Origin of the sequence: Populibacterium corticicola (assembly GCF_042683685.1) — a bacterium.
GTDB classification, from domain to species: Bacteria; Actinomycetota; Actinomycetes; order Actinomycetales; family Cellulomonadaceae; genus Timonella; species Timonella corticicola.
On the sequence record NZ_JBHUOP010000001.1, the window covers coordinates 153,050 to 173,793 of the forward strand.

Genomic DNA, 20,744 nt, shown 5'->3' on the forward strand with positions numbered 1-20,744 from the left:
GCAGGTCCCTCACCCGTGGGTTCGGGTCAGTTGCCAGTGTGCCGCCTCGTTTTGCTGCTGCCAGAACTGAGCGAACAGCCCGCCATGGTCGAGGAGCTCTACAACGGTTCCATCCTCAACGATGCATCCGTCCGCGAGGAAGAGGACCCGGTCGGCTCCGGCGATGGTGGAGAGCCGGTGTGTGACAACGATCTTGGTCTGTGCTGAGCTGCCCTGTATGGCCTCGCCGTGCGTGTCCTGAAGGTCGCTCGTCGAATCATCGTGGAGTGCTGCAACGATGGCCGCTTCGTTCTCGGTGTCGAGGGAACTGGTGGCCTCATCGATGAGTAGCACCTGGGAGGGCTTGAGCAGCGCTCGGGCGATGGAGACGCGCTGGCGTTCACCACCGGAGAGGGCACGCCCGCCTTCGCCGACCTGGGTGTTCAGACCGGTGTCCCACTGAGCCGCGATGTCGTGAACGCGAGCGATCTCGACAGCATGCTGCACGGTGGCATCGTCTGCCTCGGGGTGTCCAACCCGCACGTTCTGCTCAATCGTTCCTTCGAACAGGTATGGGTTCTGGAACACCACGGACACGAGTTCACGTCGAGTCGCAGCATCACAAGACCACAGGTCGTGACCGTCCACGAGTATCCGACCAGTCGCTGGTTGGTTGAGTCCCGCCGCGAGTCCCAAAACCGTGCTCTTGCCCGACCCTGAGGGACCAACGATCGTCGTGGTCGTCCCGGCTTCAAACGTTACACTGAAGCCAGAGAGCACCGGCTCGTTGGATTCATAGCCGAACGTGACGTCCTCAAAGACGACACCTTGTGACTCCGTGGAACGTTCGCGGCCAGATCCTTCTGCCTGAGGTGCGTTGAGCACCTGAGAGATACGGTCAACGGTGGTCTTGGCGCTTTCAAGTGCTGGGGTGAGATCGCCGAGCGCCGCGAATGGTTCGATGTAGCGGGCCACCACAGCGATGAGTGCAACGGTCTGCGGAATGCTCAACTCGCCGCGTGCGTTCAGGATGATCGCGGTGGCTGCGAGCGCGATGAGTGCAATCTGGGTGGCGAGACTGAACAGTACTTGACCCGGAATCTGCAGGAGCAGTAGGCGCATGTTCGCGCCGTGTTGTGCCGCGAGTGCCTTGCCCGCGTGGCTCGCTGCCGGTTCAACGCGTCGGGCGGCGCGAAGTGCCTGCTGCGTGCGGGCGAACTCGAGAAGGCGTTCGGACAGGGAAGCGTTACTCTGCTCGGCCACGTGGTCGGCTTCTCGGGAGATGCGCATGGTGCCCCACATTGCGCCCAGTAGCAGGGGAGTGCCCGCGAGCGCCACGAGTCCGAGTGGGACGGATACGGGGAGCAGTGCGAGCCCGATTGCGATGGGGAGTACGAGTGCCTGGAGGAGCGGGGTGATGAGGTAGGCGAAGATTCCGACGAGTTCGGGGCCGGTTGCGGCAATCGCTTGGCGTGCGGCCGAGGTGTTCTCGCTTGTGAACCAGGAGAGCGGTACGCCTGTGAGCCGGTCGGCGACGTGGTGCTGGGCGGAGTCGAGCAGTCCGAACCCGAGTTCCTGCCCGAGGCGGCTTGCGTGCCAGTCGGTGAACCAGCCGGCGAGCGTTGCGGCGGTGAGCGCTGCGACCCAGGTCCACGCATCGCTTGGGGTGTCGCTGAAGAGCGCGGTGACGAGCGGTATGAGCAGGACCGTTCCGGCCGCGCGCAGTAGGACGGACAGAACCATGAGCGCGGCGTATCCACGCACGTGGCTGCGGGAGTCACTGGACAGGAGACGCAGAATCGTGGTGATCACTTGGTTGCTCCTTCGAGACCCGTTGTGGTGAGTGTCGGGTTGTGTGCTCCCTCTGACTGTGAGGTGCCTGCCTGCCACAGCTCGCCGTATCGTCCGCCCTGTTCGAGCAGTGCGTTGTGCGTTCCCTTTTCGACGATTCTGCCGCCTTCCAGCACCACGATCTGGTCTGCGTGGGTGATCGTGCGTAGGCGGTGCGCGATGACAAGAACCGTGCGGTCCGCTGTGAGGGAACTCAGCGCCTGTTGCACGAGGCTTTCAGATTCGGGGTCGGCGAAGGCTGTGGCCTCGTCGAGGATGAGGATGGGGGTGTCTGCGAGGATTGCGCGGGCGATTGTGAGGCGCTGTTGTTCGCCGCCGGACAGGGAAACGCCATCTCCGAGTCCCGAGGAGCCGGACAGCACGGTGTCGTAGCCGTCTGGGAGTTTGGTGATGCGCTCGTGGATCTGTGCTTGGCGTGCTGCTGCAACGATCTGTTCGGGTGTCGCATCTGGGCGGGCCAATGCGATGTTCTCAGCGACTGTGCCGTGTACGATTTGGCTGTCTTGGAAGACGAAGCCAACCTGGGCGTAGAGTTCATCGGCGCTCAGGGTGCGAATGTCGCGCCCAGAGATTGTGATGGTGCCGGAGTCGATGTCGTGGAATCGAGCGAGGAGCCCTGCGAGTGTTGACTTACCCGACCCGGAGGGGCCCACAAGCGCGGTCATCGTGCCCGGCATCAACGTCAGTGTCACGTCTTCGAGGACGGGCACGCCGTGTCGGTAGGAGAATGTGACCCGGTCAAACTCCACCGTCCCACTGTTCTGTGCTTCCACGGGTGGATTTTTCCCCACCCCTGGCGCAGCGTCCGCACTCGGTGGCACCACCGTAAGTTCCTTTTCCTCAAGGGTGGTCTGCAGATCGCGTGCAGCGTTCATGCCGTCGCGGATACCGGATAGCCCGTATCCGATTCCGAGTAGCCGTGTACCGAAGGTGGTTCCAAGCAGCAGGAAGGGTAGGAGATTTACTGGATCGAGCGTGTCGCGCACAATGAACAGCGTGCCAAACAGGGCCAGTAGCCATAGGAACGTGGCTGGACGCGTGGCGAGGTCCATGATCGTTTTCTTGCGCGTAAACGGACGCTGCCAGTCGTTGAGGAACTGGACGTACCGGGCGAGACTCTGCTGGAAGGTCGAGGCCGCAGCACCGCCGAACACACGCACAACGGGCTGTGCGTCAAGGTAGGACGCTGCCTCTGAGTTCATCCTCTGTGCCCAGTGCTGAGCCTGCTTCATCTTGGCGCCGGAGGCGACCATCATCGCGTACATCGACACGATGTAGACCAGCACCGGCACGAACATGATGAGCGCGAGACGCCAGTCCACGGCGAACAGGTAGGCCAGCACCGCCAGTGGCGCGACCACGGCTGCCACCGCATCGGGGACAGCGTGCGTGAGGAGATAGTGCAGCGACAATGGATCGTCCTGTACGAGCTTCTTGACCCGCCCTGAACTGCGCGCGGTGAACCAGCCGAGCGGAACCCGAGCGAGCTTCCTGAGCAGTTGCGCTCGCAGGTCGCTTTCGAAGCGAGCGTCCACCGTGTGGAGCCACAGCAACAGCGCTGACTCGAGCAGCACGCTTACGCCGAGCAGAATCGCCGCAAGAATTCCCACCGAGGCCAGTTGACCGCTTGGAGCGCCAGCGAGCAGTCGTCTGGCAAGCTCCACCAGCAGCACGTACGGTACGAGTTGCAGGATCGTGACCAGCCCCTGCAGCACACCCGCGGTCCAGAACACCCGCTTCATCGGCGCGAGTAGACGTGCCTGCGCATCGGCCTGCCACGCACCTTTGGGTGGGCTCGCGGCAGGGTTTTCTTCCGTGCCGACGGCCCTGCCGCCATCTTCCTCTCCCGCACTCGAGTGAGTGGTCGCGTCGGGAACGGTGGCACCCGCTCCCGACGCGACCATATCCGTGGCCTGCTCTGTGGGCCGCACGTCCGCCAACGCCACGTTCTCCTGAGCGTTCTCAGGGGTGTCTGCCGCACGGCTCTTACCCATCGCCTTGCCCTCGACCCAATAGGCCTGCGGGTGCATCTCTGCTTTGGGAAAGCCGCATTCGTCGCGAAGCTTGCTGCGCAAGCGCTTCAGCGAGGCCGACTCCGGTGTCACCCACGCAAACCAGTTCGACCAGTCCCGCAATTCGATCGCGTCGGCGAGCGAATCTGCGCCTTGGCGCTCAACCCAGCGCGTGACCAGCCGGGGGTGATCCACAAGAGGGAGGGACTCGTCGTCAATCGAATGCTTTTCCAGATACAACTCAATCGGGATCTCAGGTGGTACCACCTCGATAATCGAGTTGATCGCCGGAAGCGACGCCGAGTCACCGATCAACAGGTAGCCAGCGGGCGGATTCTCAGGAATCTCGAAGCCGTGCGTGCCCAGCACGACTGCCGCAACCGCGTCGCCGGGCTGCGCGCTCTTGGCCCATGTTGAAGCTGGCCCGGCAGGCTCGTGGAGCACGAAGTTGACCGCAAACTCGCCCGTTATCTCGTCATGATGAGCGATCGTGTATCCCCGCTGGAACTGCGTCTCGGAGCCCGCAGGGTCGGGGAACCAGAAGCGAATCCACGCGGTCGGGCTCATGTCGAGCTCATTGAACAGCGTGGGGGAGGTAAACCAGATCTGCACGAAGTGCGGTGCCAAATGTTGCTTACGCACAACCGTGAGTTCGTGGTCCTGCGCGCCAAGCGAGCGCAACACCGCTCCTTGGAATCCTCTGCGGGCCATGCGGGGTGAACCTCTTTCGGAGACCTGGGCGCTCGCGGACAGCACGCGCCTTCAAGTTAACTAAGCCTAACCTTACTATCCGAATGGGAGGTGTGGAACCAAGCGTCTCAACTTCCCTTTTTCCTGTTTTGCCTGCCCGACTCTTACTGCACCGACCCTCATCGAAGAGAGCGCCCCTGGGCTGTCCCAACCTTGGACCGACATGGTGATTTTCCGTTGACACCAGCCAAGAAAAACCACCCTGATCCCTGAAAATCACCATACGGGCTATTGCCCCAGTAGCACTCACTGGTTGGGAACTGCATTCGCTGCGCTCCGGTGGCAGCCTGCTCCGCGAGACCGCTACTCTCCGCTACGCTACTTTGTCCCCAACCGACGCACCATCTCGTTGATCCAGATCGGAGCGAACGGTGAGGTGCAGTTTGGGGGAGTCGGGTAATCCTTCAAAACTTCGAGACGTTCGCCGATGTCGAGGGCTCGGGCGCGGAGATCTTCGTGATAGATGCCGATGTTCGCAAGCGTTTCGTTCATCGCCCACTGCAACCTGCTCTGGGCATCCTTCATGTCAGACTCAATCAAGTCCAGCAACCCAACAAGTTCTATCCCATCAGGGGATTTAATCACGCGTTCCGTTGTGAGCGCCCATCCAGCGCTGGCCACAACGGGATCTGCATCGGCGAACCAGACCTCCCTCAGGTTCTCCTTGTGGTTCGACTTCTTCACCACGTAATTCACAAGCCAGTCCTGAACCTTCGGTGTCCGCGCATAGCGGAGCATGGTGTCTAGTTGCTCCTGCGTGAACTCCTTGGGCTTGCAGACCAGCAGGGCAAGCAGACGTGCGTTCGTGTTCTCGGTCTCCCAGAGTTCGAGTGCGAGTGGCTGATTGGTCTTCACACGCTTTGCGACCGCGCGAAGCTTGGTGAGGTTTACCGAGTGATCGTCGCCGTGCCTCTGGTTGACCGCAAGCATCTTTGGGTCTCCGAGCCCAGCGAGTTCATCAAGCAGGGCGGGAACGGTCTCGGTCATGTCTGTTCAGCCAATCATTCGAGGTGGGTACGGCCTCTATTCGCGGCAACTCAGGTAGAAGGGTTTAGCGATCACACTCACACACGAGATTCCACTCCACGACTTCCTCGCCCTCCTGAGCCCACGCCTTCGCCTCCGCGCGGTCAGTGAAGTTGCGCGGAGCAAGACGTCCGTTGGTCATGAGGACGCCAACCATGATCACCTCGCGGGGATCAGTCCACTCGGTTGTGTTGGCCATACGTCCAATGTACCCCTGATACGGGCTTGATGTACGGGTCGGGTGTGCCAGAATCAGAATGCCGAAGGGCCGTTTTTGTTCCGGGTGCGTGGTTTTTATAGGCGTCTGCGGACCAATTTTGGCCCACCGATTTTGGTTGGCGACGATTCCCACAGATCGCCGGCACCTCACCCGTGGCATCCTCCCGGCTGGGGATAGGGGGTAAAGAAGGGGCAGCGTAAAGAGAACCTGAGTTATTTCCTGGGACCGGAACGATCCGCAAGTCCAAACGCGACGCCGCCAATGATTGCCGGGTACACGAACGCCAAGACGTATTCGGGCCCAGTTGGATTCGATGCGGGCGCGATCAAATATGTCAGGCTGATAAGGGAAAACCCTACCGCCAAGATGAACAGCACCTTGAAAAAGTCGCCATGCGGCAGTGCCTGAACCACGATGACCAGGGCCAAGGCTAGGAATACAACCGCTAGCATGCACAGGAAGAAGTTCACGCCTCCCGCCTGCACTAGAGGCAGGATTGCTTCGGTAAACGCTGAATAGGTGGCGAGTGCGGCGATCACAAAGAACAGGATCTTGACCCACAGGGGATTGGGCTCTTCATCGCTGCGCCTCACTGAGCGTGCGATCCTCTTGATCAGTTCTTGGGCTTTACTCTCGTCCATGCCATCTAATCTAACCCGTCGGTAGGAATGAACTGACATGGTGGTTCTCCGTTGACACCACCCAAGAAAAACCACCCCAATTACGGAAAACCACCATACGGGACTTTTCGGCCAACAGCGCCCAATGGTCGGGAACTGTATCCACTTCGCTCCGGCAGGTGCCTGCTGCGCGAGATCCCTACACTCCGCTGCGCTACTTTGTCCGCGGCGGTACCTTCTGCTGCGTTACTTTGTCACCAACGAGTCCACGCAACGCGAGAGGGCCATCCCGTCCAAACGGAATGGCCCTCCCAAGGCGAGTGGATCACTCAAGATGCCGACTCGTCGAAAAGCAGTATCAAAACAGTGGGCTACACAGCCCATCGCGACCCAACCCGGAACCACCCAAAGCGAGCAGCACCCAGTCAGATCAAACAGTCACCAACTGGTGGCCAGCGGGCGGCCCTCGGCGTAACCGGCCGCAGACTGCACGCCGACAACCGCACGCTCGTGGAACTCCTCGAGAGAGCGAGCGCCAGCATAGGTGCAGGACGAGCGGACACCGGAGGTGATGTCGTCAATCAGGTCTTCCACGCCCGGACGCTTCGGGTCGAGGTACATCTTCGAGGACGAGATGCCCTCCTCGTACAGACCCTTGCGGGCGCGGTCGAACGCCTCGGACTGCGCGGTACGTGCGGCGACAGCGCGAGCGGACGCCATGCCAAAGGATTCCTTGTAGAGGCGGCCGTTGCCGTCATCGTGTAGGTCACCAGGCGATTCGTGCGTGCCAGCGAACCAGGAACCGATCATGACCTGGGAAGCGCCGGCCGCGATTGCGAGGGCGACATCGCGTGGGTGGCGGACACCGCCGTCAGCCCACACGTGCTTGCCGAGACGACGAGCCTCGGTTGCGGTCTCGAGCACAGCGGAGAACTGCGGGCGGCCAACACCGGTCTGCATGCGGGTCGTGCACATGGCACCTGGACCAACACCAACCTTGAGGATGTCAGCGCCAGCCTCAACGAGGTCAGCCACTGCGGAAGCGGTCACAACGTTTCCGGCAACAACCGGAACGGTTGGGGAGACGGAACGAACGGCGCGCAAAGCGTCGATCATCTTCTGCTGGTGGCCGTGCGCGGTGTCAACCACGAGGGTGTCCACGCCAGCTTCGAGCAGTGCGGCTGTCTTACCTGCAACGTCACCGTTAATACCTACGGCGGCGGCAATGCGGAGGCGACCCTGAGCGTCGAGCGCTGGGGTGTAGATGGAAGAGCGGACCAGACCCTTGCGCGAGACAACACCGATCGCGTTGCCCTGCTCGTCAACCACAGGTGCAAAACGCAGGCGAGCGTCGTTGAGGGTGTTGAACGCGGCGCGCAGTTCCGCACCGTTGACTCCGCCCTGAGCGCCAGCGAAGTCAGCCGCGTTCAAGGTGAGTGGGTTCGTGGACATGACGGTGTGAACCTGCGAGTAGCGGTCGATGCCCTGGCAGTCGGCTGCGGTCAGCACGCCCACGAGCTTGCCGTCCTCAACAACGAGTGCAGCGCCGTGTGCACGCTTTCCGATCAGCGACAACGCAGTGTCCACCGGGTCTTCCGGGGATAGTACGATTGCGGTCTCGATGACTGGGTGCGCGCTCTTCACACTGGCAATGACGTCCTGCACCACGCTGACGGGGATGTCCTGTGGGATGACGGCCATCGCGCCGCGACGAGCGACGGTCTCGGACATGCGGCGTCCCGACACTGCGGTCATGTTCGCAACAACGAGTGGCACGGTGGTGCCGGTTCCGTCCACGGAGGACAGGTCCACGTCGAATCGCGAGGCTACGTCGGAACGCGACGGTGTCAGGAAGACATCGCCGTAGGTCAGGTCTTGGTTGGTCTCATGACCGTTCAAAAAGCGCATGAACACCAGTCTATGGGGAGTTTTGGCCGGTTTTAAGGGCTTAGGGGTGTGATCTGTGCTCGCTGCGCCTGCTTCGCGGTCTATCTTCTGTGGTGCGTGCCTTGCGGTATAAGCCTTCTTATTGGCGACGATCTCTCGTCTTCCAGCCTCATCTCACGTCTTCTCTGCGCCGAGGGGGCTTTTTTGGTCCGGGTGCACAGCCTTTTGCCATGCACCCGGACCAAAAAAGCCCCACCGAGCAGAAGGTGCGCGGGTTGAGAGTGGGATAGGGTCAAACGAAACAGAGTGGATCGCATGGAACGGTTCATATAGGGGAGTGCATGTCCAAGATTGTGATCGCAGGAGCTTCGGGATTCATTGGTAAGCGGCTGCAACGCGAGTATGAGGAACGTGGACACACCGTAGTCACGATCGGCCGGAGCGGGAACACTACTTGGGACAATCAGTCGAGTGTGAATGCGGCGGTTGACGGCGCGGAACTACTGATCAACATGGCCGGTAAGAACGTTGGCTGCCGTTACAACGATGCGGCCCGCAACGAGATCCTGTCGTCCCGGCTGCGTACCACCCGGGCGTTGCACGCCGCCGTAGCCCAGGCGGAACACCCGCCGGCGCTCTGGCTCAACTCGTCAACCGCAACGATCTATAGGCATGCCACCGATGGACCTCAAACCGAGTCAGCCGGTGAACTCGGTCAGGGATTCTCCGTTGACGTGGCCCGCAACTGGGAGCGCGAATTCTTCACCGGTGAACTACCAGGTACCCGCCGCGTGGCGTTGCGGATGGCCATCGTCTTGGGTGACGGTCCAGCGGCCAACAAACTCCTGATGTTGGCTCGGTTTGGTTTGGGTGGCCCACAGATTGATGGCTGGTCGCTGAACCATAAACGCTACCGTGGCATCGGCCCGGACCCGAGCGGAGACGGCAACGCCCCGCACTACCCGACCAAGGGGAATCAGCGGTTCTCGTGGATTCACATCGACGATGTGGTGCGGGCGGTCGACCACATCGTTGAACGCGAGGAACTGACCGGTCCAGTCAACCTTGCAGCACCAGGGCCGGTGACGAACCGAGAACTCATGTCCATCCTGCGTAAGCATGTGGGTGCCCCATTTGGTCTCCCCTCTTACCGGTGGATGCTCGAACCGGCGATGTTCCTTGCCCGACAGGAACCGGAGATGCTCCTGAAATCACGGTGGGTTCTGCCCGAGGCACTCGAAGCATCAGGTTTTGAGTTCCGGTGGCCGGACCTCGGCGAGGCCGTCGCAACCCTCTAGAACTCACGGGCCTTAAGTTATGAGTTCCTGGTTCCCTACCTTCCGGTTTAACTCGATGGGGTCTTTTTAGTCCAAGTGCGTAGGAAAAGTGTGTGCATGCGGAACGAAAAGGCCCCATCGACTTGAGCGCGGAAAAGTTGGGCGTGGCTTCAAGGCAGGGTGGAAGAACTATTGGGGCAGAGGTGAAAGAAACTGGTGATGGAGGGTGTGGCGTAAGGCAGAGGGGAGACGAAGGGCAAGAGCATCCAAGCATGAGTAATTATCAGGAGCGAGCGGAGGTGAAGAAGGCACGGTCAGGAGCGCTCGGCCTTGCTGAAAGGCCACTGGATGGAGAAGCTCAAGGAGGGGTGGCCGTGGGACCTTGGGCACGGGAAACGCTCAGCGAGGTGTCCTAACCTAGTGGTATGAATCAGTGCAAGCACTCACGGACCACGGCGGGCGCCAAGCTCGTGCTCTCCGCGATCCTTGCACTCACAGCGCTGATTGCGCTCACTATCGGTCAACCCGTGCACCATGGCCCTTTCGCGAACACCAGCCTCCAGGCCTCCGCAACCACCTCCGCTGATACTCATGGCGGGAGCGCTCAGCTATCCAACGCAACCAAGAATGCAACGCACGTGGCCTGGGCGGACGAGGGATCGTCGCCAATAGAGCGCAGCACTGAATCAAAGCCCAGCGCAGCAGTGCACCACACGCCAACGCAACATCTCGCATTTCTGCTCTCAGATGACTGCGCCACCTGCGCAAACGAACTCGTGACAAGCATCATGGCGTGCGTGATAGCGCTGCTCCTGGTGATGTCCGCGTTTGCCGGACCACGTTTCTTCCGCCTCCTGACGAACGCGCCATGCAGCAGACCAGTGCTCATGCCTCACGGAGCATACGCACACCACCGCACCGTGGACCTGATAGCGCTAGGCATCAGCCGAACCTGAGAATCACCGATCTGCCCACAGAAGGCGGCATCGCCGCATCAATGCGTGGGCACCAGACGGCCATCACAACGATTCTCACGGAAAGAAACCTGAAGTATGTTCACCTCTATTGCCGCGCCACGCCGCCGCTCCAATTCCCGCGTAACCCTCCGGACTGTAGGACTGGCGCTCGCGGGTGCCCTGATCCTCGCAGGATGCTCCACCTCCAGGCCAACAACCTCGACCTCGACAACGCAAGACAGTACGGCCACAGACGAGACGCCGCAGGATGACGCACAAACTCTCCTTGCCAAGCACAACCTCGATGGACTCGACACCAAAGCGGTCATCAGCGCGCTTGAACAACTACCTGTAGCGCAGCGGCCAACGGACCTGATCGCCTCGATCCGCCCAACCGGACTCGTGGTGAGCGACGAGTCCACTGAAGCGGTACTGCCCATGCCACAGGATGAGTTCTATCTGTCTGTCGCCCCCTACTTCGATGAGACGCACCCATGCCATTTCCACTCACTGACCACCTGCCGTGGCGAACTTGCAAGCGCGGACATCCAGGTCAAGATCACCAACAAGGAAACAGGTGAGGTGCTGGTTGACGAGACACGGACAACCGAGGACAACGGATTCTTTGGCTTCTGGTTGCCACAAGGAATCGACGCCACGGTTGAGTTGAGCGCAGGTGACCGCTCGGCCAGCGCTGACGTATCCACCAAGGGCGACGAGGATGCTACCTGCCTGACCACGATGCAACTGGTCTAGGTACTCACACTCGGTGGGCTGTTTTTTGGTCCGGGTGCACAACTTTTTGTTGTACGCCCGGGACAAAAACAGCCCACCGGTGCTAGGAAGAGGTAGGGCCGACGCGCCACCTGTTCAGAGTTCGCCTGTTCAAAGCCAATGCACAGCGACATCAAAGCCTAAAAAAATCCGATGCTGGCCTACTTGATTGTGGAAGTACTTGGCGGAACGCGATCCGCTCAGACAATCGAGATGAGTTAGACATGAAACCAGTACGAACAAACAGTTCGCGCAAACTTGCAGCGGCAATCATCGCGGGAACGCTCGCGGTAACCGTGACCGCGTGCTCAACCAGTTCAGAGGCAGACAATGAGGCTTCGTCCGTGGCAGCCGAATCGGACTCAGGCAGCTCCGACACCGACGAGGCGACGCAAACGGCGCTTGCAGTGGACGCAACGCAGAGCGCAGAGGCAGTGCTCGCAGCAAACGAGGAGGTTCACTCGGCAGAGATCGTTGACGAATCGGGAACTATCCAGGTCGTGCTTGGCTCCAGCGATGTTCCGGAGGGCGTGAGCGTGGACGGGACGACCGTCACGATTTCAGCGGCGGGCACGTACTCGTTGACGGGAGAGCTTGAAGGCCAAGTCGTTATCAACGTGCCTGACGGTAAGGTCGCACTCATCTTGGATGGCGTGGAGATTACGTCGCCGGAAGGTCCTGCAGTCTCTGCAGTGGACGTTGACGAACTCACGATTGTTTTGGCTGATGGCACGGTGAATACCCTCACTGACTCCGCCACCTATGACGAGGACGCGGACCCAAATGCGGCTCTTTACAGTGCCGGTGACACCACAATCCAGGGAACCGGTGCCCTAACGGTTGTGGGTAACTACAACGACGGCATCACATCCAAGGATGGGCTGCTCATCGAATCCGGAAACATCACTGTGACGGCAGTCGATGACGCGATTCGCGGTAAGGACTACATCGTTGTCACTGGAGGCTCCTTTGACCTGACAGCGGGTGGCGACGGCTTGACCTCGGATAATGATTCTGAGGCTGATCGCGGTTATATCGCTATCTCCGGTGGGGCCCTCACCATTGCGGCGCAGGGCGATGGCATTGCCGCGGAGACTGACGTGGTGGTGACAGGTGGGACGCTGGACATCACGGCGGGCACCGGAGCAGGCAGCGCGCCCGATGATGAAACCTCAACCAAGGGCATTAAGTCTGGCGTGATCTTGGTACTTGAGGGTGGAGACATCACGGTTGATGCCCAAGACGACGGCCTGCACTCGGATGGCGCTATCAGGCTCGCCGGTGCAACCACGACGGTGGCGAGTGGAGATGACGGCGTTCATGCGGACGGACGATTCCTCGCAGCGTCCGGCGCTCTCACTGTGACCACCTCATACGAGGGGATAGAGGCTTACCATATCGAGTTGGCAGGAGCATCTATCGATGTCACTGCTTCCGATGACGGACTAAACGCGGCAGGTGGCGACAACAGCGAAAACGCAGGATTCGGCGGAGGCGACTTCTCCGGGGAACTACCTGAAGGCATGGAACCGCCGGAGGGTATGGAGTTGCCAGAGGGCGCGGAAGCACCAGAGAGTTTCGACCCTGCAAATGTTCCTGATCTTGGCGAACTTCCAGAAGGCGTGGAGATGCCGGAACCGCCAGATGCCAGCGAACAGCCAAACGGTGGTCCCGGTTCTGACGAGCAGGGAGAACAGGGCACCCGTCCGGAAGAAGGGCAGCGTGGTCAGGGCGGTCCTGGCGGAGGTGGCGGCGGTATGGGACAGGCCGGTGATTACAGCATCACCATTTCCGCAGGCGATATCACGATCACGGCTGAGGGTGACGGCATCGACTCCAACGGTTCGCTCACAATCGAGGGCGGCACGGTTACGGTCAACGGCCCATCCGGTGGCGGCAATGGATCTATTGACGTGGATGGCACCTACACGATCACTGGTGGCGAGGTGCTGACCGTTGGCACATCGGACATGCCCGTCAACCCTGCTGAGGGATCGCAGGCCTGGATAGCCGTTGATTCCGTTGGAATCTCCGCGGGGGACAGCATTGAGATTTCCGACGAGTCCGGCACCTCTGTCTACACCGCCACCGCCAGCTTGGCGGGGCAACGGATATTCCTCTCCACGGCCACGTTGAGAAGTGGCCAAACCTATACGGTGAGAGTCAATGGAACCGAGACGAGCACCGCCTCGGCGACCTGACCACAGTTACTCAGTCAAACTCGGTGGGGCTTTTCTGGTCCGGGCGCACAGCAAAAGGCTGTGCACCCGGACCAGAAAAGCCCCACCGGTGTTAGGGGTGCTGAGGGAGGAGTCGGGCACAGGGATGGCCCTGAGGGGAGCGGAAGTGGAGAAGGTGCAGGAAGGTGAGGGCTCGTCGCCAATCACATACAGGGCGTGCGGTGGTGGAGACGTGCGTCAAAATGGCTCGCACAGACACCTATAGTTAGTGTGAACGCCTAACTTTACCGGCGTGCGGACGATCCCATCCGTGCGGGATCACCTTGAAAGGTTCACCATGGCATCTGGTCTCTTCGCCCTGCTCGATGACATCGCAGTGCTTGCCAAGGCAGCGGCTGCAAGCGTAGACGATCTCGCGACCGTCGCCCTCAAAGCATCGGCGAAATCGATGGGTGTCGTGATCGACGATGCGGCGGTTACACCGCAGTATGTGCGAGGTATCGCGCCGAAGCGAGAACTTCCCGTTATCAAGCGGATCACGCTGGGCAGCCTGCGCAACAAGTTCCTGATCATCCTGCCGCTGGCGTTGATCCTGTCCACGTGGGCTCCCGCCACGCTGCCGTGGCTGTTGTTGATCGGTGGATCGTATCTGGCCTATGAGGGCGCCGAGAAGGTCCTCGGCTGGTTCGGTGTTCACCTGCATGGGCATGACAAGAAAGCCGAGACCGAGAAGGTTCGCTCCGAGAAGGAGTTCGAGGACAAACTCGTGGGCGGGGCGGTGCGAACCGATCTGATCCTGTCCACGGAGATCATGCTGATCTCACTCGCGAACGTTGAGTCGTCTAACTTCTGGGAGCGGTTGGGCATCCTGGTGATCATCGCGTTTGTCATGACTATTGGCGTGTACGGAGTCGTGGCGGTGCTCGTCAAGATGGATGATGTGGGGGTGCGCTTGGCGCAGTGGCCCGGTAAGAGCTTGCCAGCGCTTGGGCGAGGCTTGGTCAAGGGAATGCCGCACGTCTTTACTGTGCTGTCAGTCGTGGGAACGATTGCGATGCTGTGGGTTGGCGGACACATTGTGGTGAAGTCGCTCTACGATATTGGTCTTGTGACTGCGCTCTACGATGTCGAGCACACGATCACTCACGCCGTTGAGGCAGCGGGAGGGGTCGTGCAATGGCTTGCTGCGACCCTTTACTCGGCAGTTGTCGGATGTGTATGGGGTATTGCCATCGTCGGAATTATCGCCGTAGTGTCCAAGATTCGGACGGGTACCTCAACCCACTAGGGTTTCGACATTTTTTGGTGGAATCCCGCATTTGCATGTCACCTAAAGCGCTTAAACTCGGGGAAAACGACAATACTTAACCCAGAGTTACCCGAGTGAGTCAACGTAAAGCGTTAGTAACTAAAAGGTCACAATGCGGTATCAAGTGCTGTCAAAGGTGGCAGCACCTCACGAAATGCCACAGGATGGTCACAGGCCAAACGTGTGTCACAGCACACAAATCCGCTTGCTGGGTCACCGTGCCCAGGACATGGCTTGGAAGAAAATTGAGGCCTCGGCTCACTAAGAACCGCGGCCTCAACCAGACTGAGGAGCAACATGAGTACTCCGCATGAGGGCAGTACACCGCAGCATGCAGCGCAGGGGTCAACGAACACATCGCAGGGAGCCAGTGGGACCGACGTATTGGTTCAACTGAAAGATGTGAACAAACACTTTGGAGACCTGCACGTCCTAAAAGACATCAACCTTGATGTACACAAAGGAGAGGTGCTTGTGGTCATCGGTCCATCAGGATCGGGAAAATCCACGTTGTGCCGAACCATCAACCGTCTCGAACCCATCGACACGGGCACGATCACGCTCGACTCCCAGCCGCTCCCAGAAGAAGGACGACCACTGGCGCGGTTGCGCGCAGACGTGGGGATGGTCTTTCAATCGTTCAACCTCTTCGCCCACAAGACCATCTTGGACAATGTGACCCTCGGCCCCATCAAAGTCCGCAAGATGAAATCGGCAGATGCGCGTAAGCGAGCAATGGAGCTCCTTGAACGTGTCGGTGTGGCAAACCAAGCCGAAAAGATCCCCGCACAACTATCGGGTGGACAACAACAGCGTGTCGCAATCGCCCGCGCTCTGGCCATGCAACCCAAGGTCATCCTCTTCGATGAGCCAACGTCCGCACTCGACCCAGAAATGGTCAACGAAGTGCTTGATGTCATGGTCTCGCTCGCAAAGGAGGGAATGACCATGGTCGTTGTCACCCACGAAATGGGGTTCGCACGCAAGGCAGCCGACCGGGTCGTGTTCATGGCGGATGGTCAAATCGTCGAGCAGGCCAGCCCAGAAGAATTCTTCGACAACCCGCAAAGTGATCGAGCCAAGGACTTCCTCGGGAAGATCCTGTCCCACTAATCGACTGACCTACTGATTTCTGGCGCGTCTGAGCAGTTCACGCAGACAACCCTTTCACCTTCCACGTCATCGGAGACTGGGAGGCGTACACCCCACGCGATGACCACACGTTCGCTAGCAGGGGGTAGCGAACCCAGCCCACCAAGGCCGTTCATCCGGCGTACCCAATAGTTCTCACCGACTATCCATTTCGAAAAAGGAGAGCACAATGCGCACAACCTACAAGGCAATTGCGGCTGCCGCAGCCGCAACCATGCTTCTCGCCAGCTGTGGGGGAGGGTCCGAAAATCCGAGCGGTGACGGTGACAAGATCACCATTGGCATCAAGTTCGACCAGCCAGGACTCGGATTCAAAGAAGGCGACAGCTACACCGGCTTTGACGTTGAGGTGGCCAGGTATGTCGCCGACAAACTCGGCTACGCCGAGGACCAGATTGAGTGGGTCGAAGCTATCTCGGCGAACCGCGAGGAAATGCTCAAGAACGGTCAGGTCGACATGATCTTCGCGACCTATTCAATCACCGAATCCCGTGACGAGGTTGTGGACTTCGCAGGCCCATACTTCGTGGCTGGACAGGACCTCCTCGTCCGTACCGACGACACCTCCATCACAGGTCCAGAGAGCCTGGCAGGGAAGAACCTCTGCTCCGTATCCGGTTCGACCTCCGCACAGCGAGTCAAGGACGACTTCGACTCAGGAGATGGCATCAACCTGGTTGAGCAGCCAGGCTACTCCGAGTGCCTCTCACTTCTCCAAGGTGGCCAGGTCGACGCAGCCACCACCGATGACATCATCCTTGCAGGACTCGCAGCTGAAGAAGGATCAGGTGCGTTCAGGGTGGTTGGAAACCCATTCTCCGAGGAACGTTACGGAATCGGTATCCCAGAAGGTTCGGATCAGTGCAACGCGATCAACGAAGCCGTCCAGGCAATGATCGATGACGGATCCTGGGAGACGGCAATCGCCGAGGCTACCGACGGCACCGGGTACACGCCAAATGCAAGCCTGAACCCACCAACCCTGGTGGAGTGCAAGTAACCCGATAGCACCGTCAAGGGTGTGGGCGGCCAACCTGTGCCGCCCACACCCACAACGTGAATTCCCATAGGGAAGGAACTCATCGCACATGTCTGATTTTCTTAGCGTGCTGTCGGAGTACAACATCGCTGGAGCGTACTGGGTCAACATTCGACTCGCGTTCTTCAGCGGAGTCTTCGCATTCACGCTTGGCCTGATTCTGGCGCTCATGCGTATTTCGCCAGTGCGCTCCCTGCAGTCGATTGGCAGCACCTATGTCACCCTGATGCGCAATACCCCGCTCACCGTGATCGCAGTCTTTGCGATCCTCGTGCTGTGGCCGGTCCTTGGCGTGACGTTCAGTCGAGACTTCCAAGCAAATTTCTTCTGGCTCGCGGTCTTGTCGCTATCCGTCTATCATGCATCGTTCTTCTGCGAGGCGATTCGCTCAGGGGTCAATACCGTTCCGGCGGGCCAAGCAGAGGCAGCGCGTGCCATCGGCTTGAGTTTCTTTCCCGCAGCATGGCACGTCATTATGCCCCAGGCTTTCAGAGGCGCAATCGCGCCTATCGGTAACACCCTCATCGCGTTGATCAAGAACACGACCGTCGCCGCAGCCGCCTCGGTCCCTGAGGTTTCGGTCCTCATGCGCGAGATGATCGAAAACAACGGTAACTACGTCATGCCAATCTTCCTCACCATCGCGCTCGGCTTTGTGATCATTGTGATTCCGGTGGGCATGCTCACCACGATCGCGTCGCAGAAACTGGCGGTGTCCCGATGAGTAGTCAATCCGTTCTCTTTGATGCTCCAGGCCCGAAGGCCCGTCGCAATATCCTGATCGCAAACATCTTGGGCACGTTGCTCATCGTTGGCGGTATCGCTTGGATTGTCAGCAGACTGAACGATGCCGGACAGTTCGAAGCACGTCTGTGGAAGCCTCTGATCGAGCAGTCAGCCTGGGTCAACTTCCTGCTCCCCGGTCTGCGTAACACCTTGATTGCCGCGGCACTCTCCATCGTGCTTGCAACCACTATCGGCACACTCTTTGGTGTGGGGCGTTTGTCTTCACATGCGCCCGTGCGTTGGGTGTGTGGTGTGATCGTTGAGTTTTTCCGCGCGGTCCCGGTCCTGATCATGATGGTTGCAGGTTGGGTCCTCTTCTCTCGTATGGCCTTCATTCCCCGCGAGCATGCACCTTTGATCGCGGTGGTTGTCGCGCTGACTCTCTATAACGGCGCAGTGATCGCTGAACTCGTGCGTTCTGGTGTGCATGGCCTGCCCAAGGGGCAACGGGAGGCCGGCCTTGCGATTGGCATGACCCGCAGTCAGAGCCTACGCAACATTGAACTTCCTCAAGCTCTTCTGGCGATGCTCCCTTCCCTGGTGAGCCAGTTTGTGGTCGTTTTGAAGGACTCGGCGCTTGGACAGATCATCACCTACCAGGAACTGCTGCGTCAGGCGCGTCTCCTTGGTTCGCGTTCACCGATGCCGGTACTGCAAGCGCTTCTCGTGGCGGCGGTCATCTTTATCCTGATCAACTATCTGTTGACCAAGTTCGCTGAGATCGCGGCCCGTCGAGTCTCGGCACGCACCACCGCCAAGACTCGCCTACCTGCGGCACCTGACATGCAGGTCGAGGTTGCCGCAGCACACGTGAAGGTTGACCCCCCGGAGGACATACCGAATCGTCCGCGGCAGAATCCACTCAATCCCAACTAGGATCGGATGTATCACCGTAAACCCCACGGGCTTGCTTGGCTCGTGGGGTTTGCTGTGAGTGGCGTCCGGTGCGGGTCTGACTTCTGAGCCGGGAGTCGGTGCCGATGAACAGTGTGTAGATCAGCCTGAAAGGAACATGACGATGCTTGATTTTCTTGGCGGTTCTGCCGGCTTGGATTTGAGTGTTCAAGTCATCGTGCTATTGGCGTTTGCTGGGTTTGCTGCCGGATGGGTTGATGCGGTTGTCGGAGGCGGTGGGCTCATTCAACTTCCCGCGCTGCTGTTGATTCCCGGTATCTCGCCGGTTCAAGCACTGGCCACCAATAAGGTTGGCTCGATCATGGGTACCTCGGTGTCTGCATTCACCTACTACCGCCGTGTGCACCCGGATATGCGTACAGCCCTGCCAATGGCACTGGCGGCCCTTCTTGCCGCGATCGGTGGGGCACGTGCCGCGATTCTGCTTCCTGCCGAGGCGCTGAAACCCATCGTGGTGGTCGTGCTGATCGGCGTGGGTATCTACACGGCTGTTCGCCCGAAACTAGGGGAGCAGTCCGCCCTACGCTGGGAGGGACGCAAGCATGTTGGCATCGCTCTGCTATGGGGCACGATCATTGGTTTCTATGACGGGATTCTCGGTCCTGGCACCGGTAGTTTTCTCGTGATCGCGCTGGTCGGTGGACTCGGCTACGCATTCTTGCCTGCAACGGCGATTGCGAAGGTCGTGAACCTGGCAACGAATCTTGGCGCACTCATACTTTTTGTTCCCACCGGTGCCGTGGTGTGGGGCGTCGGGCTGCTCATCGGCATCACGAATATCTTTGGTGCGTACGTTGGCGCCCGCATGGCGGTCGCCCGTGGCTCGCGCTTTGTGCGCATCGCTTTCCTGTGCGTGGTGAGCGTGTTGATTGTACGGTTGATCTGGGATATCGCGACCGGCAACTAGCGCTGTGGCACACATTGCGCATAGAGCCGCTGTTGCCGCTGTCTCGGTTTTCTTGCGTAACATCGCCGACAGCACCGCAACATTGGATTTCCGACGAGTCCCCGACTCTCAGCAGCACCGCCATCTGCCGCCACGGGAGCTGTGTTTGTGGCGCTTTGCATTGACCTCAGCGAGCGATGCGGAACTTCAAACGTGTAGGGACGAATACCGTCGAGAACTTCTAGTTGCGTACCTAGAAATTAAGTGTCCTGATCAGGCATGTCCTCGGTAGAGTACGGGTACTGCGCGAACGAGTTCTTAAGTTGCCGAGACAGGAAGGTCGTTAATGACCGATTTTCTGGTGGGCCGCCTGACGGATTTCATTGCCTGGGTCTTTGGTGTGTTTCTCGTCTGGCGTTTGTCTGTTCTCGAGTGCCTCTTCATCAACATTGGTTCTGGGAGTTGACTGACGGCTGCCCTGAACGTTGTCCTCGTGGTTTCACTTGCTGCTGCCGCCCGATGCCGCGGATATCGGCGGACGGGTTTGGTCTTTGTCGGATTGATGCTGGGACTAGCATCGTTTGTGCTGTCGATTGCCCTGCCTGAAACGGTGTTTACCTTTGCAATCGTTGCTGTGCAGGTCGTCCTTGCTCTGGCGCTTACGAGGACGGCACGACAACCTGCACCAACGTCGGATTGATACGAGGAGGAATCTAGTGTCCCCGGTTGATTCTCATCTGTTGAGCGGTATCCTGCTCAGCCTTGTGATTCTGATGCCCACGGTCTTATCTGCTCGTGGCGCGATTAGGAAACTCAAGCTGCCGGTCGATGCTGTGGGTTTTGTTCTCGGGACTGGGACTTTATTCTGCTTCGCTTTTGTAGACGCGCCTGATCACGTACCAGGTATCACGCCCGCGATACTGGCCGTTGGATTCTCGGTGTTCTGGTTGATCTTGGCTAACCCTGATGCGTGGTTCGCTGAACCGGCGAGAACATGGTCCGTTGTGGAGGTAGAGAGCGTTCACCGGGGGTTTTCGTTCTATGTCTATCGCTGGGGTGTTCCTCTGTGGTTGCTAGAGATCGGGGTGTTTTGGATCTGGTACAACCTATAACCGGGTCCGAAGC

At 59.5% G+C, this 20,744-nt stretch carries 19 protein-coding genes; 13 read left to right on the forward strand and 6 right to left on the reverse strand.

Translation table 11 applies throughout. The features are described 5' to 3' along the window. Nucleotides 1-9: 9 nt before the first annotated feature. The 6 genes from ACFSYH_RS00685 to ACFSYH_RS00710 form a co-directional block, all read right to left on the reverse strand. Nucleotides 10-1,791: an ABC transporter ATP-binding protein gene (locus ACFSYH_RS00685; protein WP_377464499.1), complete on the reverse strand. Its 1,782-nt coding sequence runs from the start codon at nt 1,789-1,791 to the stop codon at nt 10-12. Then, nucleotides 1,788-4,553, reverse strand: coding sequence for an ABC transporter ATP-binding protein/permease (locus tag ACFSYH_RS00690; RefSeq protein WP_377464500.1), 2,766 nt, complete (start codon nt 4,551-4,553; stop codon nt 1,788-1,790). Before ACFSYH_RS00690 ends, ACFSYH_RS00685 begins: the two co-directional genes overlap by 4 nt. Nucleotides 4,554-4,910: 357 nt before the next feature. After that, entirely contained in the window at nt 4,911-5,579 is a 669-nt protein-coding gene (locus tag ACFSYH_RS00695; protein WP_377464502.1) for a DNA alkylation repair protein, read from the reverse strand. Nucleotides 5,580-5,643: 64 nt separating this feature from the next. Continuing rightward, complete coding sequence (locus ACFSYH_RS00700) at nt 5,644-5,817, reverse strand: hypothetical protein (protein ID WP_377464504.1); 174 nt, start codon at nt 5,815-5,817, stop codon at nt 5,644-5,646. A 233-nt stretch (nt 5,818-6,050) separates the two neighbouring features. After that, complete coding sequence (locus tag ACFSYH_RS00705; protein ID WP_377464506.1) at nt 6,051-6,479, reverse strand: hypothetical protein; 429 nt, start codon at nt 6,477-6,479, stop codon at nt 6,051-6,053. A 417-nt stretch (nt 6,480-6,896) separates the two neighbouring features. Continuing rightward, nucleotides 6,897-8,366 carry a GuaB1 family IMP dehydrogenase-related protein gene (locus tag ACFSYH_RS00710; protein WP_377464507.1) on the reverse strand — a complete coding sequence of 490 codons (1,470 nt, stop codon included), beginning with the start codon at nt 8,364-8,366 and terminating at the stop codon, nt 6,897-6,899. 320 nt (nt 8,367-8,686) lie between these two features. Here ACFSYH_RS00710 and ACFSYH_RS00715 point away from each other — a divergent pair, with 320 nt between their 5' ends. The 13 genes from ACFSYH_RS00715 (at nt 8,687) to ACFSYH_RS00775 (ending at nt 20,731) form a co-directional block, all read left to right on the forward strand. Continuing rightward, a complete protein-coding gene (locus tag ACFSYH_RS00715) occupies nt 8,687-9,643 on the forward strand; it encodes an epimerase (protein WP_377464508.1) in 957 nt (318 codons plus the stop codon). A gap of 251 nt (nt 9,644-9,894) precedes the next feature. After that, a complete protein-coding gene (locus ACFSYH_RS00720; RefSeq protein ID WP_377464509.1) occupies nt 9,895-10,038 on the forward strand; it encodes a hypothetical protein in 144 nt (47 codons plus the stop codon). A 9-nt stretch (nt 10,039-10,047) separates the two neighbouring features. Next, entirely contained in the window at nt 10,048-10,578 is a 531-nt protein-coding gene (locus ACFSYH_RS00725) for a hypothetical protein (RefSeq protein ID WP_377464510.1), read from the forward strand. A 96-nt stretch (nt 10,579-10,674) separates the two neighbouring features. After that, nucleotides 10,675-11,334, forward strand: coding sequence for a CueP family metal-binding protein (locus ACFSYH_RS00730; RefSeq protein ID WP_377464511.1), 660 nt, complete (start codon nt 10,675-10,677; stop codon nt 11,332-11,334). A 242-nt stretch (nt 11,335-11,576) separates the two neighbouring features. Then, nucleotides 11,577-13,553 carry a carbohydrate-binding domain-containing protein gene (locus ACFSYH_RS00735; protein WP_377464513.1) on the forward strand — a complete coding sequence of 659 codons (1,977 nt, stop codon included), beginning with the start codon at nt 11,577-11,579 and terminating at the stop codon, nt 13,551-13,553. Between the two features lie 316 nt (nt 13,554-13,869). Beyond that, on the forward strand, nt 13,870-14,820 hold the full coding sequence (locus ACFSYH_RS00740; RefSeq protein WP_377464515.1) for a DUF808 domain-containing protein: 951 nt from the start codon (nt 13,870-13,872) through the stop codon (nt 14,818-14,820). A gap of 318 nt (nt 14,821-15,138) precedes the next feature. Next, nucleotides 15,139-15,954: an amino acid ABC transporter ATP-binding protein gene (locus ACFSYH_RS00745; RefSeq protein ID WP_377464516.1), complete on the forward strand. Its 816-nt coding sequence runs from the start codon at nt 15,139-15,141 to the stop codon at nt 15,952-15,954. A gap of 208 nt (nt 15,955-16,162) precedes the next feature. After that, the gene (locus ACFSYH_RS00750) at nt 16,163-16,993 is read left to right on the forward strand and encodes a glutamate ABC transporter substrate-binding protein (protein WP_377464517.1); all 831 of its coding nucleotides are present in this window, start codon (nt 16,163-16,165) and stop codon (nt 16,991-16,993) included. Nucleotides 16,994-17,081: 88 nt separating this feature from the next. Next, on the forward strand, nt 17,082-17,756 hold the full coding sequence (locus ACFSYH_RS00755; protein ID WP_377464518.1) for an amino acid ABC transporter permease: 675 nt from the start codon (nt 17,082-17,084) through the stop codon (nt 17,754-17,756). After that, complete coding sequence (locus ACFSYH_RS00760; protein WP_377464520.1) at nt 17,753-18,694, forward strand: amino acid ABC transporter permease; 942 nt, start codon at nt 17,753-17,755, stop codon at nt 18,692-18,694. The genes ACFSYH_RS00755 and ACFSYH_RS00760 overlap by 4 nt, the downstream gene beginning before the upstream one ends. Before the next feature lie 142 nt (nt 18,695-18,836). Next, entirely contained in the window at nt 18,837-19,640 is an 804-nt protein-coding gene (locus tag ACFSYH_RS00765; RefSeq protein WP_377464522.1) for a TSUP family transporter, read from the forward strand. 472 nt (nt 19,641-20,112) lie between these two features. Continuing rightward, nucleotides 20,113-20,319: a hypothetical protein gene (locus tag ACFSYH_RS00770; protein WP_377464523.1), complete on the forward strand. Its 207-nt coding sequence runs from the start codon at nt 20,113-20,115 to the stop codon at nt 20,317-20,319. Between the two features lie 40 nt (nt 20,320-20,359). Next, nucleotides 20,360-20,731, forward strand: coding sequence for a hypothetical protein (locus ACFSYH_RS00775; RefSeq protein ID WP_377464524.1), 372 nt, complete (start codon nt 20,360-20,362; stop codon nt 20,729-20,731). Nucleotides 20,732-20,744 lie beyond the last annotated feature (13 nt).